The organism is Draconibacterium sp. IB214405 (genome assembly GCF_033963885.1).
GTDB lineage: Bacteria > Bacteroidota > Bacteroidia > Bacteroidales > Prolixibacteraceae > Draconibacterium.
Genome location: NZ_JAXBMA010000004.1, coordinates 1,062,320 through 1,077,100, shown reverse-complemented (window position 1 = coordinate 1,077,100; position 14,781 = coordinate 1,062,320). Strand labels below are relative to the sequence as shown.

At 40.6% G+C, this 14,781-nt stretch carries 13 protein-coding genes; 5 read left to right on the top strand and 8 right to left on the bottom strand.

The annotated features are described in order from the left end of the window. Positions 1 to 62 precede the first annotated feature (62 nt). Together SLH46_RS17000 and SLH46_RS16995 are read right to left on the bottom strand one after the other, a co-directional pair. Positions 63 to 1,466 (bottom strand): hypothetical protein, encoded by a 1,404-nt coding sequence (locus SLH46_RS17000; protein ID WP_320282406.1) that lies wholly within the window; start codon positions 1,464 to 1,466, stop codon positions 63 to 65. A gap of 121 nt (positions 1,467 to 1,587) precedes the next feature. Continuing rightward, positions 1,588 to 2,670, bottom strand: a complete 1,083-nt coding sequence (locus tag SLH46_RS16995) for a WD40/YVTN/BNR-like repeat-containing protein (RefSeq protein WP_320282405.1) — start codon at positions 2,668 to 2,670, stop codon at positions 1,588 to 1,590. Between the two features lie 248 nt (positions 2,671 to 2,918). On the opposite strand from SLH46_RS16995, the gene SLH46_RS16990 reads away from it, so the two are divergent. Continuing rightward, a complete protein-coding gene (locus tag SLH46_RS16990; RefSeq protein ID WP_320281377.1) occupies positions 2,919 to 3,053 on the top strand; it encodes a hypothetical protein in 135 nt (44 codons plus the stop codon). 278 nt (positions 3,054 to 3,331) lie between these two features. Next, positions 3,332 to 4,051 (top strand): DUF6261 family protein, encoded by a 720-nt coding sequence (locus SLH46_RS16985; RefSeq protein ID WP_320282404.1) that lies wholly within the window; start codon positions 3,332 to 3,334, stop codon positions 4,049 to 4,051. A 226-nt stretch (positions 4,052 to 4,277) separates the two neighbouring features. Here SLH46_RS16985 and SLH46_RS16980 read toward each other — a convergent pair whose 3' ends face one another. The 5 genes from SLH46_RS16980 to SLH46_RS16960 form a co-directional block, all read right to left on the bottom strand. Continuing rightward, positions 4,278 to 4,664 (bottom strand): endonuclease domain-containing protein, encoded by a 387-nt coding sequence (locus tag SLH46_RS16980; protein ID WP_320282403.1) that lies wholly within the window; start codon positions 4,662 to 4,664, stop codon positions 4,278 to 4,280. Between the two features lie 274 nt (positions 4,665 to 4,938). After that, entirely contained in the window at positions 4,939 to 5,370 is a 432-nt protein-coding gene (locus SLH46_RS16975; protein ID WP_320282402.1) for a hypothetical protein, read from the bottom strand. 509 nt (positions 5,371 to 5,879) lie between these two features. Continuing rightward, complete coding sequence (locus tag SLH46_RS16970; RefSeq protein WP_320282401.1) at positions 5,880 to 6,881, bottom strand: family 43 glycosylhydrolase; 1,002 nt, start codon at positions 6,879 to 6,881, stop codon at positions 5,880 to 5,882. 1 nt (position 6,882) lies between these two features. Further along, entirely contained in the window at positions 6,883 to 8,223 is a 1,341-nt protein-coding gene (locus tag SLH46_RS16965) for an MFS transporter (RefSeq protein ID WP_320282400.1), read from the bottom strand. A 257-nt stretch (positions 8,224 to 8,480) separates the two neighbouring features. After that, the gene (locus tag SLH46_RS16960) at positions 8,481 to 8,912 is read right to left on the bottom strand and encodes a MarR family winged helix-turn-helix transcriptional regulator (protein ID WP_320282399.1); all 432 of its coding nucleotides are present in this window, start codon (positions 8,910 to 8,912) and stop codon (positions 8,481 to 8,483) included. A gap of 90 nt (positions 8,913 to 9,002) precedes the next feature. On the opposite strand from SLH46_RS16960, the gene SLH46_RS16955 reads away from it, so the two are divergent. From SLH46_RS16955 to SLH46_RS16945, 3 genes are all read left to right on the top strand, one after another. Beyond that, the gene (locus tag SLH46_RS16955; protein WP_320282398.1) at positions 9,003 to 9,470 is read left to right on the top strand and encodes a DUF2798 domain-containing protein; all 468 of its coding nucleotides are present in this window, start codon (positions 9,003 to 9,005) and stop codon (positions 9,468 to 9,470) included. Between the two features lie 380 nt (positions 9,471 to 9,850). Then, positions 9,851 to 11,350 (top strand): tagaturonate reductase, encoded by a 1,500-nt coding sequence (locus SLH46_RS16950; RefSeq protein WP_320282397.1) that lies wholly within the window; start codon positions 9,851 to 9,853, stop codon positions 11,348 to 11,350. Between the two features lie 89 nt (positions 11,351 to 11,439). Beyond that, positions 11,440 to 12,927, top strand: a complete 1,488-nt coding sequence (locus tag SLH46_RS16945) for a UxaA family hydrolase (protein ID WP_320282396.1) — start codon at positions 11,440 to 11,442, stop codon at positions 12,925 to 12,927. Between the two features lie 85 nt (positions 12,928 to 13,012). On the opposite strand, the gene SLH46_RS16940 is transcribed toward SLH46_RS16945, so the two are convergent. Continuing rightward, positions 13,013 to 14,671: an FAD-dependent oxidoreductase gene (locus SLH46_RS16940; protein ID WP_320282395.1), complete on the bottom strand. Its 1,659-nt coding sequence runs from the start codon at positions 14,669 to 14,671 to the stop codon at positions 13,013 to 13,015. Between the last annotated feature and the right edge of the window lie 110 nt (positions 14,672 to 14,781).

Below are 14,781 nucleotides of genomic sequence, written 5' to 3'. Positions count from 1 at the left end.
AGACCGCTAATACCCCCGCCTGCCATATTACAATTTGTTAGCAAACGTATTTATTGTTTATTTTAATCATTACACTCAGTTGTAAAATATGCATTCGGGCTATTCTTCATTTGTAAATCAAAATATCGGTCTGTAGGAGGAAATGGTAAACTTGGTACGCAGACTTTTTCAAGCGAATACATATTTTCCATCCACAATAGCCGAAGTAGTTTGTTTTCTGAAATATCAAGCTGACTGAAGTCGTTGTTTGAACAAAGCAATGAAAGAAGATTGACATTTTTTGAAATATCCAACATTTGCAATTGTGTTTCCCTGCAATCAAGGGATTCTAGTGCGGAATTATTGGAGATATCAAGTGAAACCAAGGGATTATAGCCGCAATATAACGCTTTCAAATTCACATTTTGAGACACGTCAATTGAAGTAAATTGATTTAGCATACAATCAAGTATCTCTAATTCAAGATTATTGGATACGTCTAATGAAGAAAAGTTACAGTTTTCGCAACGTAATTCTACTAAATGTGTGTTCTTACTTACATCAATTGATGTAAGATTAGTCGAATAAAAAAATAGTACTTTTAGTCGTGTATTTTGTGATACATCAAGTTCTTCTATCCCAGAACCACTACAATATAAATTTTCAAGAAGTGGGTAATTTGCAGGTTGGAGATTATTTATGGCATTGTCACAGTTCAGATATTTTAACCGAGGACCATTGGGAAAATCAACCCCCGACAGTGTAGGGGCGCCAGTCATATTTAAATACTCTAGATTTGTATTATTGGCAATCACCAATTGTTGTAAGTTAATGTTATAAGCTATATTTAAATAGTTTACTGACAAATTATTCGATAAATCAAGTTCACTCAGGTTGTTATGCTGACATTCTAATTTCTCAAGATTTGGGCAAGAAGAAATTTCTATTAACTCCAATCGGTTTTCTGTACAATCAATCTCTTTTAACTCACTATTATCACCAAAAAGCAATGTTCTGATAGAGTTGTCACTGCATTCGATGGTTTTTAATAGATTATTTTGAGTGCAATCGAGGTTCTTAAGTTCGTTGTTCTTACAGTAAAATTCCTCTAAAGCAATATTCCCTGAAAGGTTGATAGCGACTAAAGGATTATTTTCTATTTCTAACTTTTTCAGTGCTATATTTGCCGATAAGTCAACAACTTTGAGTAGGTTGTGTGAACAGGAAAGTATTTCCAGATTAATAAAATCTTCAATCCCAGATAAATCAGTAATGCTGTCATAATCAATTTCAAGTATCGTGACAACGGCAGCCTCTTCGGTGCTAATAATACTGTCGTTATCTGTATCAATGCCAATATCTATTAGTGCATTAAGAAATTTGTTGTCGTTAATTTCAACAAAAGGATCTGGCTCAATCTCATCACGACAACTACCAAAAAACATCATTATAACAGAAAATAGTAATGTTTTGAATTTAGTTTTCATTAGTTTTTAGTTTTATATGTTTGCTAACGGTCACTTGCAAGTTGTCGTTGCGGATTTCGTTCATCCAGTGAAAGACACACTGCACCCGCAATGCAATTTGCAACTTGTTATAGCCAGTTTTTCATTTTAGTTTTAAAACATAGGTATTTTCATCATTAATATAAAAAATAATGTCATCTGTTGGAGAAGAATTATACCCTGATATTACTTCAGGATTTTCTTCGTTTTGCCAAGTAGTACCTCCGTCTTTTGTAAAATAAATAATGGACGAAACCGCTTGTGGATAACTTGGTAATGGGAATTCTTCTGTAGTGAAAACTTCTGAGTTGTAATCTATACTAATTCCATTTGATTCATCAAAAAAATGAGAAAATCCAACTGGTTCATCAGATTGTGGAATTTTACTCCAGCTGTTCCCACCATTAATTGTCTTATATAAATTCAGTGTTTCAGGCGTGAATCCATATATAAATCCTATTTCAGAATTAACAAAAGAAGCGTTTCGTATTTTAATAGGTGTATGAATAGTTTCCCAAGTTTTAAATAAATCGGTGCTTTTATAAATCTTTCTTTCATCTCCCCATATATAGCCAACATTATCTTTTACAAATATTCTTTCGATACTATGATTGTTGGAAAAACCGATATTATCTTGTATTTCCAAATTTAAATAATTCCAAGTTTTACCTGCATCTTCAGTGGTCACCGCATACCTACTATCAGAATTGAAATCTAATGGAAGAAGTATTCCAATCCCATTATTTTCGTCAACAAAATATAAATCGTAAAAAAAAGCTATTTCTGGTTTAAATTCTTTTTCCCACTTTTTTCCACCATTTGTTGTTCTTAAAATCAATCCACTTTTATTACAGTCCTCTCCTGTACACTTTGCACTATAGGCTCCCGTTGCATAACCTATGTTTTCATCAATGAAAAATACAGTTGTTAAACTCAAAGTAGTTCCTGATTCCTGAGAATCCCATGTTTGTCCACCGTCGGTAGTTTTTTTAATCATTCCCTCACCTCCAACGGCATAGCCGATAGATTTATTAATAAAAAATATATCTCGTACGTTAGGAATATCACAGGAATAAGTTTTAACATCTATACCTGAGTCATCAGTAAAAATATCATCTATTAATTCGCAAGAACTTAAAGCAAAAAGTGAAATTAAAATAGCTAAAGTGATTTTATAAGTTTTCATTGGTTGTATTTTAATTTAAGATGCTTGTTTAATGAAAATAGTTGCGTTTAAAATTGGCTATAACGTATGTGTATATTACATTGCAACATACATATTATTAGCGCGCACCGCCGCAACACGCTGATATTGTTCTCTTTCGAATCAGAAAATAAGCAATTTCCGGTAGTTATATTTGCAAGAGATTGATTCAATGTATTCGGTAATTTTGGTTTTTAGTTGTTTAAAAGTAAAAAAAATAATGTAAAACAATGGTTGTTTCACAACAGCAGTATCAGCCGGTTTTGGGTCAACGTTACCATAACATTCGCTCACCTATTGCCTGGGGAAGCAATGTTACCATAACATTCGTCCGGTTATTGATGGGTGGAGCAACGTTACCATAACATTTGTTCGGCAAGAGCCGGGTGGCGCAATGTTACCATAACATTCGTTCAGTAAGCGTTTGGTTGAGCAATGTTACCGTAACATTTGCTGCCCGAAACAAAAGGGGAGCAATGTCGTTATAATGCACTATAACAAAGGATTAGTTTCTATAACATATAAAAATAGTTGTTGTCTTTTAATGTGTTGTCGTAAATTACTTAACAATAACAACCACAGCACTTTTTTCTACCCTGTAAAAATGCAAAGGTTAACCAAGTACAAACTAAAATTTTAAATTATGATTGACAAACTAATGACCGCGAGTCGCGTCACTGAACTTGACGCCGCTAGTATGCGCATGCTTGGCGCTTACCAAACCACCAGCCTAAGTTCCGATCCGCACCTTAGTGCCATGTTTACCGAGTTAGAAAGCCTGTCGGCCGCCCTTACCGCTGCCATAAACCGAAGCAAGGCCGAAAGCGACCTGGAAGAAAAAGACGAGGCCCGCGATACACAGATCCGTGCGCTGTACTACCTCGTTATGGGCTTCCTTCATCACCCCGATGCAGCCATTCAGCAGGCTGCCGAAACAGTAGATAAGGTATTCGAAAAATACGGTCTCCGGATTATCGGCGAAAGTTATGCCAGCGAGTCGTCGTTGATTGCCTCGCTACTCGTCGACCTGGCAAAACAAAAGATACAGGATGCCATTGCCCTGCTTCCGGGCTGTGCCGATGTGATAACCGCCCTGCAAACAACCCAGCAGGCATTCGAGGCCACCCGTATTGCCTACGAACAGGAAAAAGCACAGGAAAGCACTCAGGCCAGTGCTACCAAATTAAAACCGGGACTTTTTGCACTTATCAACGATAAAATAGTGGTGTACATGCGTGCCATGGAGATCGTTGACGTGGAAACATACGGCGCCTTTGCCCGTACTATTGCCACCATTATTGCCGAAAACAACGAGGTGGTGAAAAAACGCCGGAAAACAGAAGAGCCGGTTGATAATTCATAGAATAAATTTTGTTTTAAAGGATTAAAAGGGGATGTTGCCATGTGCACATCCCTTTTTTTGTCCTCGTCCTCCTTTTTGAAAAGAGCCTGTCCCGATCAAATGTAGCAATCTCAGTTGTAAATTCAATCCCCCTTTTAATTCCCCCTTCGCCAAGGGGGACGAACAGTCGCGTCCTCCTTTTTGAAAAGGAGGTGCCCGTCGGTAGACGGGCGGAGGATTAGAAATGCTATTTTCGAAAATCTTTCCCCGTTTGATTTTCGAGGCATTCAACAGCATAATCAATTTCTGTAACCACATCATCAATTCTGTAAATCACCATCGCTTCCGGGAAACGAAGAAATTGATATCCCAACTCTACTAGTCTCGTCTGACGCTCATAATCTTCTTCTGACTTTACAAAATGCGAATAGCCATCGATCTCAATAATCAATTTTAGTTCCCGGCAAACAAAATCAACTATATAATCTTCAATTATAAATTGTCGGTTGAACTGATGGCCTCTCATTTGACGGGCTTTGAGTACGTCGCGCCATAGAATTGCTTCGCCTTTAGTGCCTTGTTTTCGGAGTTTTCGAGCTAAGTGTTTTAGATTTTTATTGTTTGAGGATTTCATGAACACTTTTGTTTAAAATTACGAATAATCTTACAATTATTTGGTCTTGTTTTGGTCAATCCCCCTTTGATTCCCCCTTCGCCAAGGGGGACGAAGCAGCCGCGTTCTCCTTTATTTAAAGGAGGTGTCCGTCGGTAGACGGGCGGAGGATTAGTAGAAGAATGTTGAGAAACTCAATCCCCCTTTTAATTCCCCCTTCGCCAAGCCTGCATGCCGGTAGGCAGGGGGGACGAGGCAGGAGACGGAGGATTAGAAACGTTATATTCGAAAATTTTTACCCGTTTGGTTTTGTTCTTTTTCCAACTGCAGCGCCTGCAATAGCTCCAATAACTGCCAATAAAAACGCAGTGTGAAATATCCATAGTGATGGTGGTCCTGTCCAATACTCTGCCGTCCAAAATGATAATTTCCAAAAATTCGGATCTAGAAAAACAGGGAATATCAGGAGAGCATTGCAAATTATTGGGGTGTACCAAACGCTTTCAGGATGCCGCTTACAGATAAAGAAACAGGCAACTGCAATAAGAATAGGATAAATACTTAAGAATAGTATTTCAATTAGTTTAGAAGAAGTACCATTAGGAGCTAGTATACTACTAATGCCGCCCATGACAACTAAAAGAAAAGGTGATACCAATGCAGTTATTAGAGATAATGCCCAGGCCGGGACACCGGATAAAATTGGTTTTTGTTTTTTTCTCCCCATAATTATGTCCTAAGTGTACGCTATGCGGAAACGTACATGTTTATGAATACGTAATATATTTTTCCTGGTTGCAGGTGATAATTTGTAGCCGGGAATTTTATAACTTCTTTTTTGTTGATTTTTATAAAGTTAAGTAAGAAAGCATGGGAGGCAAGCTGTTGCGTCCTCCTTCATGTAAAGGAGGTGTCCCGATGAAATCGGGACGGAGGATTAGATTGCTTCTACCGGTTCGTTTTTCTCATCGGTATCGCAATGAAACTTTACTAATTTGTGAAAGGCAGCGGACAGTTCAGAATCGTGCCGGAATGAATTAGCTCATTGTCCGCTACCCTACACTTCAAAACCAATTCATCATTGCGAGCGAGGCACGAGAGAAGCAATCTTATCAATTCCCTTTGACTCTCTCGGATTCTTGTATGGGCAGAGGATTAGAAAACCCAAACCAAAAAAAGGCCTTAGCATTTCAAAGAAACACTAAAGCCTTTTGGAATATTAAAAAATAAGATTGATTAAAATTCAAATACCGGTCGTCCGTCGGCATCAAAGGTTACTTCCATCACCCGTGCATGACGGTTCGGATCGTACAAGGGATCTTCGATAATTTCTTCCAGCGGGCGGGTATCGGTTTTCGGAACAACCGTTGGGTCGCCAACAGCTTTTTCGTAATCGCGCGCATGATAAATACAAAGCGGCGTAACATCGTCTTCAGCAACGGTAAAACAGTTGTGTCCCGGTCCGTAAATTTCTTTTTCGTAATCGGTTTCCAGTACCGGATATCTCGATTTCTTCCACGAATTACGATCCAGCAGATCGGCATTTTCGTCGGCTTCCATCAATCCCATACAATAGCAGGCGCCGGTTGCACTTGCCGAAAACGATATATAGATTTTGCCCTTGTTTTTAATTACTGCCGGTCCTTCGTTCACCCAAAAACCGATTCGCTCCCAATCGTAATCGGGTGTGGTAAGCATAAACTGCACGGTTTTTAGTTTAACGGGCGTTTCCATTTCTGCCAAATACAGGTTCGATGCGGCAAACTGTCCGCCGGTTTTTTCGGCCCAGCAGAAATAGCGTTTCCCGTTATTTTCGAATACAGTTCCATCCAGCGAAAAGTCGATAAAAGTTTTTTCATCGCCGTCGGCAGGCTGCATTTGTCCCAGCTCAACCCATTCGTCGTTTAACGGGTCTTGTCCTTTACACTCCAAAACGTATGGTCGTAAGGCCCAGATGTCATCTTCTTCGCTGGCAGCAAAGTAAACATACCATTTGCCATTGAGGTAATGAATTTCGGGCGCCCAGATATGACGGCTCATTGGCCCGCTTTCGTGTTTAAACCACACATCGAAAGTTTGGGCATCTTTTAAGCCGTCTATTGTTTTGGCTTTTCGTAATTCAATACGATCGTAGGTGGGTACTGAGCCGGTAAAATAATAGTAACCATCGGTATGTTTATACACAAACGGATCGGCGCGTTGCTCAACCAGCGGTGCATTTTTTCCTGTAGTATCCATCTTAAATATGAAGTTTTGCTTTTATCGTTTCGTAATATTTATCGGTGATCTTGTAACGGTAGATCAACAAACCATTGATCACGTGGAAAACACCGGGAATTAAAGTCAGCATAAGTGCCAGCCCCATAAGTGCGCTTTCTGTCTGAACTTCATCTGGAATATATCCGAATGCATCGAGTAACAAACCTACCACAGCACCGGCAACTCCCATACCTGCTTTCTGCGCGAATGAGATACCTCCGAATGCCAGTCCCGAAACACGTTTGCCCAATTCGGCTTGTCCGTAGTCAACCGCTTCGGCAATGGCTGTCCAGAAAACCGGAGCATGCACATCAACCACCAGCGAAAGAATAAAATAGAGTACGTAAGCCAGCATCACACTGTCGGGATTTGGTTTTACCAATACAAACATCAGTACGCTAATGATTCCAACACCAAATTGCGACATCCAGAACAACTTTACTTTACAGAAACGTTTCGTAATTAGGGTTGACAGCGGCATTGCAATTATGGCTGCAGCCACACCGGTTCCCATAAAAGTCGATTGCATACCGGCATCGCCTCCCAGGTAATATTTGGCGTAGAAAATGGCCACCGAACTACGGATAACATAACCGACAGTTCCCGACATACACGATCCCCATAAAATAAGCCACTGGCGGTTTTTTACGAGGTATTTTAACTGCTGGAAAAATGGTGTTTTATCAACAACGTGTTCTATACGTTCCTTGGTGGTGAAAAAGCTAAATAAGAACATCAAGGTTCCCATCAGTGCCATTATTCCCATAGCCAACTGATAACCTCTTCCAATGTCGTCTTTGCCCAGTTTTTCGGCAAGAATAGGAACCACAATCGACACCATAAATGCAGCAACTTTTGCAAAGAAAAGTCGGTAACCGCTAGCCGAAAGGCGTTCCTGCGGATCGCTGGTTAGTACCCCAATTAGCGAGATGTATGGAATGGTAACCGATGTGAACATCAGTGTCACAAAAATGTAAGTTATATAGGCATAGATCAGTTTTCCTGCATAATCGAAACCCGGTGTGGTGAAGGTTAAGAAAACCGAAATCCCAAACGGAACCGACAGGTACAAAAAGTAAGGACGGAAACGACCTGCTTTAAATTTATATTTATCTGTTATTAGCCCCATCAGCGGGTCGCTAACCGCATCGATCAGACGTACCAGCAAAAACATCAGGGCAACGTCGGTTGGTTTCAGCCCAAATACATCGGTGTAAAAATAAGTGATGATGAGGAACATGGAGGAGATAACTACATTTACGGCAGCATCGCCCGAACCGTAGCCAATTTTTTCTAGTACGCTAAGTTTTTGAGACTTCATTGAGTTGTTATAAGTATGATTTGTAACTAAAAAAGCTGTCTTTACCCGGATTTCATTTTTTTGTAGCACAGTTGTAGTGCCCGCAATCCGCAGACTACTTTTGTCTATTTTATTGGTTTATTACCAAGCGATAAAAGTACTCGACAAAAGTATGAATTCGGTGGATAATTGTTTCAAAGAGGTGGATAATTGAATAAAACCAATTTTCTGATCGCAGAATTAATTATCGTGGATGCTTGGGGTGGGGCGTGTAATTGTCATTCTTTCAGCCATTTATCTCGAAAGAGCGTTTTTAGTTTTTTAACTTCAGTTTTACCCAGTTGTTTTTCCAGCTCTTTTTCCATTTCTGCCTTTAACCGATTGTTTTTATCGCAACATTCCTGTCCGTTTTTTGTCAGACTTAAAAATTTATCACGCTTATTTCCATCGCGAAATGCAGATGAAATGTATCCCTGGCTTTCCAGTTTTTTCACTGTCTTTTGCATCGCCTGTCTCGATATTCCAACTATTAGCGCTGCCTGCGATATCGTTAAATCCTGCTGATCGATCTTCGAAAGCAGATGCCATTCCGCATGCGAAAACCGGATGTCAGATTGTTCTTTCCAACGTTGCTCAACGGTTCTTCGTAAGTGCGCATGTTGCTCACTAATCAGATCAATTAGCGTTAAATTATTGCTATCATAATTCATTTTTTCACTCGTTAAACGTCAACTAGGTTGACAAAATAAGACAAATTTATAGTTTTGCCAACCGAAAGTTAGAAATTAATAGTTAGAGCAATGGGCGAAACAAAACTGCAAAAAAATTTATTTACCGTAATGATGTGTTTTGGAATGGTGTTCGGAATGACGCTGTATAACATCATCCTTCACAATGGTTTCTCAGCCGGGGTTTTCACACTCCTGGTTAAAGAGATATGGTTGGTATTTATTGTTGCCTTTATTTTAGATTATTTTGTGGTGGGACCAATTGCTAAAAAACAGGTATTCTCCATTTTAAAACCCGAAACCAAAAAAGTAATTGTGATTTTAAGCCTTTCAACAACAATGGTAGTTTCTATGGTGCTTCTAATGTCGATTTTCGGTTCTGTTCTAACCCAGGGATTTACACTGAACGCACTGAAGGTTTATCCAAAAACAGTAATGTTGAACTTTGCCGCAGCTTTGCCTTTAAACCTACTGATCGTTTCTCCGGTAGTACGAATGGTATTTGTTAAAATCTTTCCTCCGCAAACCGTTAATTCCTGATTTCATAAAACACGGTGTTAGCTTTTAAAGATCCCCGGAAAGAAATAGCACAAGCGAGCTGTACTGTACGTTTATTCGTGTAGGCACACGGAAAATCAGTTGATTAGCGTGGTGTTATGTGTAACTGTCTGCATATCAGTTAACATTAGTTTAACTCAGTCCGAAAAAATCTGTCATTTTTATTCAGTCAAAATAAGCGTGTTAATTCCCTGAAAACAGGCACTTTCTGCATTTTAATCAATTGTTTTTCGGATAAAATAGGCTAAAATTTTCATTGCCGTTAACGTTAACGGAAAACATTTTAAACTTATATTTGCCCGCTCAACACAAATAGTAAAGTACTAATTACACCTGAAGAATAAGGTTATAGATTTTAGCAGATGAAGAAATTAAATCGTACGAATGCAACTGAAACAAATAGCTACCCAACACGCATACTTCAGTTTGGAGAAGGAAATTTTTTACGCGCTTTTACCGACTGGATCGTAGATAAAATGAATAAAGAGATCGGTTTTAACGCCGGTGTTGATGTGGTGCAGCCGCTGCCAAATGGTATGGTTAATATGTTGAACGACCAGGACGGGCTTTACCACGTTTACCTGAAAGGAATTAAAAACGGAAAACCTGTGACTGAGTTTTCGCTGGTTGATTGTATCAATAAAGGAATTAACCCATATAGCGAATTTGATTCGTATAAAGAAAGTATTCTGAATCCTGATTTGCGTTTTGTATTTTCGAATACTACCGAAGCCGGTATCAGCTGGGAAGAAAACGATACGCTGGATATGACTCCGCAGACCTCGTTTCCGGCAAAAGTGGCTGCCATGTTGTACATGCGCTACAAAGAGTTTGATGGTGACAAATCAAAAGGTTTGATCTTTTTTGCTTGTGAGCTGATCGATCGTAACGGCGATATTCTAAAGAAATTCGTTTTACAACATGCTGAGAAATGGAACCTTGGCGACGATTTTATCAGCTGGGTAAACGAAGCTTGTTGTTTCTGCAGCACACTGGTTGACCGTATTGTGCCTGGTTTCCCACGCGAAGAGATCAAAGAAATTCAGGAGGAGTTGGGTTACGAAGATAACCTGGTTGTTGTGGGTGAATATTTCCACTTGTGGGTGATTGAGGCACCGGAATGGGTACAGGATGAATTCCCTGCAGAAAAAGCCGGTTTGGAAGTGAAGTTTGTAAAAGACATGAAACGTTTCCGCGAGCAAAAAGTACAGGTGCTGAACGGTTGTCACACCGGAAGTTATGCCGTGTCGTACCTGAGTGGTATTGAAACGGTTCGCGATGCTTACGAAAACCTCGAGGTGGGTAGTTTTATGAAAGAGTTGGTTTACGATGAGGTGTTGACAGTGCTTGACGGAACAGAGAAAGAGCTGAAAAAATTTGCCAACAAGATTTTGGAGCGTTTTGCGAATCCTTTTATCCGTCACCAATGGCAAAGTATTGCCTTAAATGCCATGTCGAAATGGGAGACACGTAACTTACCTTCGCTGATAAATTTCGAACAAAAACACGGTATGTTGCCACAAAAACTGGTGTTCTCGCTGGCAGCAATGATCGCGTACTTTAAAGGCGAGGCCAATGGCGAAGAATACAGCGTTCAGGATGATGAGTGGATCGTTGAGTTTTACAAAGAAGCCTGGGCAGAATGCGACGGTCGACCAATTTCGATCTACAATTTGTGTGAAAAAGTATTGAGCCTGGATAAGGTGTGGAAACAAAACCTGAATGATATTCCAAACCTGACAATCACTGTTAGTCACTACCTGTTCCTGATTACACAGGTGGGTATGAAAAAAGCGGTAAAAGCGGTGCTTAGCGAAGACAATCCGCTAATGCAGATTACCATTGACAAGATGAGCAATTAAACAATGTTTTTCTCGCGGATTACGCTGGAGTTAATAGTTTCAGATCTGTGTTATCTGCGCCATCTGCGAGAAATTTTAAAAAGAGAGAAATGGCAGACTTCATAAAAATAAATCCAACTGACAATGTAATTATTGCCTTAAAAGATTTCGTGGCAGGAGAAAACATTGTTGTTGAAGAACAGACGCTAACGGTTGTTGGTGATGTTCCGAAAGGACATAAAATTGCACTTGCTGCAATTGCCGAAAACGAGGATATTATTAAATATGGTGCGCCGATTGGCCATGCTACACAAGCCATCGAAGCCGGAGAACACATTCATGTTCAGAATCTGAAAACAAATCTTTCGGGCACCATCAATTATTCGTTCGATCAGAAATTGAATGAACTGGCCGTTTCTGAACGAGAGCTTACATTTCAGGGCTACAAACGCAGCAACGGAAAAGTAGGAATCCGCAATGAGCTGTGGATTGTGCCAACTGTTGGTTGTGTAAACGGACAGGCGCAGCAGATAATCGATATGTTTAAGCAGGAAGTAAATCCGACTGATATCGATGGAGTAGAAGTGTTTAAACACAGCTACGGTTGTTCGCAGCTTGGCGACGATCATGTGAACACGCAAAAGGCACTGGCCGATGTGATCAATCATCCGAATGCCGGTGGCGTTTTTGTACTTGGTTTGGGTTGTGAGAATAACCAGATCGATCACCTGAAAAAGTTTATTGGCGATTACGACGAAAGCCGTGTGCGCTTTTTGGCTGCCCAGGATGTTGAGGATGAAGTTGAAACCGGGCTGGAGATTTTGAAAGAAATCTACGAAGTGATGCACACCGATAAACGAGAGGCTGTTCCGTTGTCGGAGCTGAATATCGGTTTAAAATGTGGTGGATCGGATGGTTTTTCAGGAATTACTGCCAATCCGCTGGTGGGAGCTTTTTCTGATTTTCTGGTAGCTCAGGGAGGAACAACAATTCTTACCGAAGTGCCTGAAATGTTTGGTGCCGAAACGCTGTTGATGGAGCGCGCTCAAGACAAAGTGGTTTTTGATAAAACGGTAAGTCTGATCAACGATTTTAAAGATTACTACCTGCAGCATAATTTGCCGGTTTACGAAAATCCGTCGCCGGGAAATAAAAAAGGAGGTATATCAACACTCGAAGATAAATCGCTGGGATGTACCCAAAAAGGTGGTACTGCAACAGTGGTTGACGTGTTAAAATATGCTGAGCCGCTAAAAACAAAAGGTTTGAATTTGTTGTCGGCACCCGGAAATGATTTGGTGGCTGCATCGGCACTGGGATTCAGCGGTTGTCAGATGGTATTGTTTACCACCGGCCGTGGAACGCCGTTCGGTAGTTTTGTGCCAACGATGAAAATTTCTACCAATTCGGATTTGTACAATAAAAAGAAAAACTGGATAGATTTTAACGCCGGCACGCTGCTCGAAGGAAGAACAATGGACGAGCTTTTGGAAGACTTTGTTCAGTTTATCATTGAAATTGCCAGTGGCAAACAATTAAACCACGAAAAAACCGGATTTAAGGAAATTGCCATTTTTAAAACAGGTGTGACTTTATAAGTCGAAGTTCGAATTTATGTTATAACTATCATAATTGAGATGTATTATTTTACGTCCCTGCAGCCATTGGTTGTGGGGATTTGTTTTATTCTATCTCCTGATGTTCCAGCACCTGCCCCACAGCTTCAAGTTTAGCTTTTATTTCGTTGTACTGAAGTTCATGAATGGGAGTTTCTTGCTCCAACGACATTGCGGCCAGCATAGCGGCACTTTGCCCAAGTATCATAAAAACAGGCTCCATTCTAATCGATCCAAACGCAATGTGCGAGCTTGAAACAGCCACCGGGACCAGTAAGTTTTCACACTCTTCCTTTTTGGGAAGAATCGATCCGAGTGCAATCTGATAAGGTAAATGAGGATGAACGCCAATATCACCTTCGTTTTGCACAAAACCTTCCGGAGTTATGTAACGCTGTGTGTTGTGCGAATCCATAGTATACGAGCCCATACCAATCGGGTGGGTAACCGGTGATTTCCCCAGTACCTCATTTTCTGTCATTACAAACTCTCCAATCATACGGCGCGCCTCACGCACATAAATCTGGTGGGGCCAGTTCCCGTTGTCGGTGAATTCGTCTTTTGCCAAACCCCATTGTTTCATTTCATTTTGTATTTCGGCAGGAATCCGTGGATCGGTTGCATAGAAATAGAGCAATCCTTTTTGGTAGTTTTCGTGTTCGCGAATGATCTCGGCCCGGCGCTCGTAAGAGGCTTCCGGGAAATCGTAGTTCATTCCGATATTATCGAAACTAAACGGACCATGATTGTTTACATCGGTTTTGTGGTTGGGAATCGGGTCGAACTTATTAAAGGTTTCGCGCCATCCGTGGTCTAACACCCGAATCAGCAGTTCGTATTGTGCGGGATCGTAATTTTCAGGTTCTTCAAAAGGAACACGGTTTTCAGGAACTTTTGTGAGGCACGTTCTGAAACAATAGGCTTGGATACGTTTGTCGCCATCGCCTTTTTTACCCGGATCAGCTGTTGAAATAAGGGGTAAAACGCCACTTTCGGGATTGCCGGGAACAACATAAGGACTGATATTCATGTTTCCAAAATGGTGCCCGTGGTGAAATACATCAGTTTGTATGCCATTCCATTGTTCGTTGTACACTTCATTGGCTTCGCGGCCAGTCGCGTAATTCACTCCGGCGGCAGCCATTAAATCTCCTTCGTAAGTGGCGTCAATAAAAATTTTTGCCGTGTACTTTTCGCCGTTCAGCATCGTAATTGAAACAATGTTGCCGTTTTGTTTTTCTACGCCATTTTCACGGTCGAGCCAAAAATCTCTGAAAACACGAATATTATTTTCGTTGATAAAATCCTCAAAGACCTGTTCAGCTACATAAGGTTCAAAAATCCACATCGTGCGTTTATCACCATCAATTGCAGGTGTACCTTGTCCGGTATTGCCATATTCTTCGCGCTTCTCCCATTGCCAGGCCTCCTCGGTTTGGTAATGCGAATACACACGCTGGTAAAATTCTCGTGCCAGTCCGCCAATCACACTTTTGTTTCCGGTATCGGTAAAACCAAGTCCGCTTGATGTTAGTCCACCAAGATGTTTATCGGGGCATACAATTACTACTGATTTATTCATTTTTGCCAACTGAACAGCAGCAGTTACTGCAGCAGAAGTTCCACCGTAAATTACAACATCGGCATTTGTAGCCTTCTGTTTAGTGGTGCAACTGAACAGAAAAATAATTCCAAGGAAGAGCGGGATGAGACGATTGGTTTTCATAGGTAGTTAGGTTTAGTTAGAACTGTAGCCGGATGTATTTTGTTGAGATGTAATCCGTTTACACAGGTTGAAGTTAAGTTTTGCAATTGAGGGAACAAAATGTTTGGCGT

What these genes read in the sequence shown, in the direction of transcription:
- SLH46_RS17000 (WP_320282406.1), bottom strand. Translation starts at nt 1,466, where the DNA reads ATGAAAACTAAATTCAAAACATTACTATTTTCTGTTATAATGATGTTT.
- SLH46_RS16995 (WP_320282405.1), bottom strand. Translation starts at nt 2,670, where the DNA reads ATGAAAACTTATAAAATCACTTTAGCTATTTTAATTTCACTTTTTGCT.
- SLH46_RS16990 (WP_320281377.1), top strand. Translation starts at nt 2,919, where the DNA reads ATGGTTGTTTCACAACAGCAGTATCAGCCGGTTTTGGGTCAACGTTAC.
- SLH46_RS16985 (WP_320282404.1), top strand. Translation starts at nt 3,332, where the DNA reads ATGATTGACAAACTAATGACCGCGAGTCGCGTCACTGAACTTGACGCC.
- SLH46_RS16980 (WP_320282403.1), bottom strand. Translation starts at nt 4,664, where the DNA reads ATGAAATCCTCAAACAATAAAAATCTAAAACACTTAGCTCGAAAACTC.
- SLH46_RS16975 (WP_320282402.1), bottom strand. Translation starts at nt 5,370, where the DNA reads ATGGGGAGAAAAAAACAAAAACCAATTTTATCCGGTGTCCCGGCCTGG.
- SLH46_RS16970 (WP_320282401.1), bottom strand. Translation starts at nt 6,881, where the DNA reads ATGGATACTACAGGAAAAAATGCACCGCTGGTTGAGCAACGCGCCGAT.
- SLH46_RS16965 (WP_320282400.1), bottom strand. Translation starts at nt 8,223, where the DNA reads ATGAAGTCTCAAAAACTTAGCGTACTAGAAAAAATTGGCTACGGTTCG.
- SLH46_RS16960 (WP_320282399.1), bottom strand. Translation starts at nt 8,912, where the DNA reads ATGAATTATGATAGCAATAATTTAACGCTAATTGATCTGATTAGTGAG.
- SLH46_RS16955 (WP_320282398.1), top strand. Translation starts at nt 9,003, where the DNA reads ATGGGCGAAACAAAACTGCAAAAAAATTTATTTACCGTAATGATGTGT.
- SLH46_RS16950 (WP_320282397.1), top strand. Translation starts at nt 9,851, where the DNA reads ATGAAGAAATTAAATCGTACGAATGCAACTGAAACAAATAGCTACCCA.
- SLH46_RS16945 (WP_320282396.1), top strand. Translation starts at nt 11,440, where the DNA reads ATGGCAGACTTCATAAAAATAAATCCAACTGACAATGTAATTATTGCC.
- SLH46_RS16940 (WP_320282395.1), bottom strand. Translation starts at nt 14,671, where the DNA reads ATGAAAACCAATCGTCTCATCCCGCTCTTCCTTGGAATTATTTTTCTG.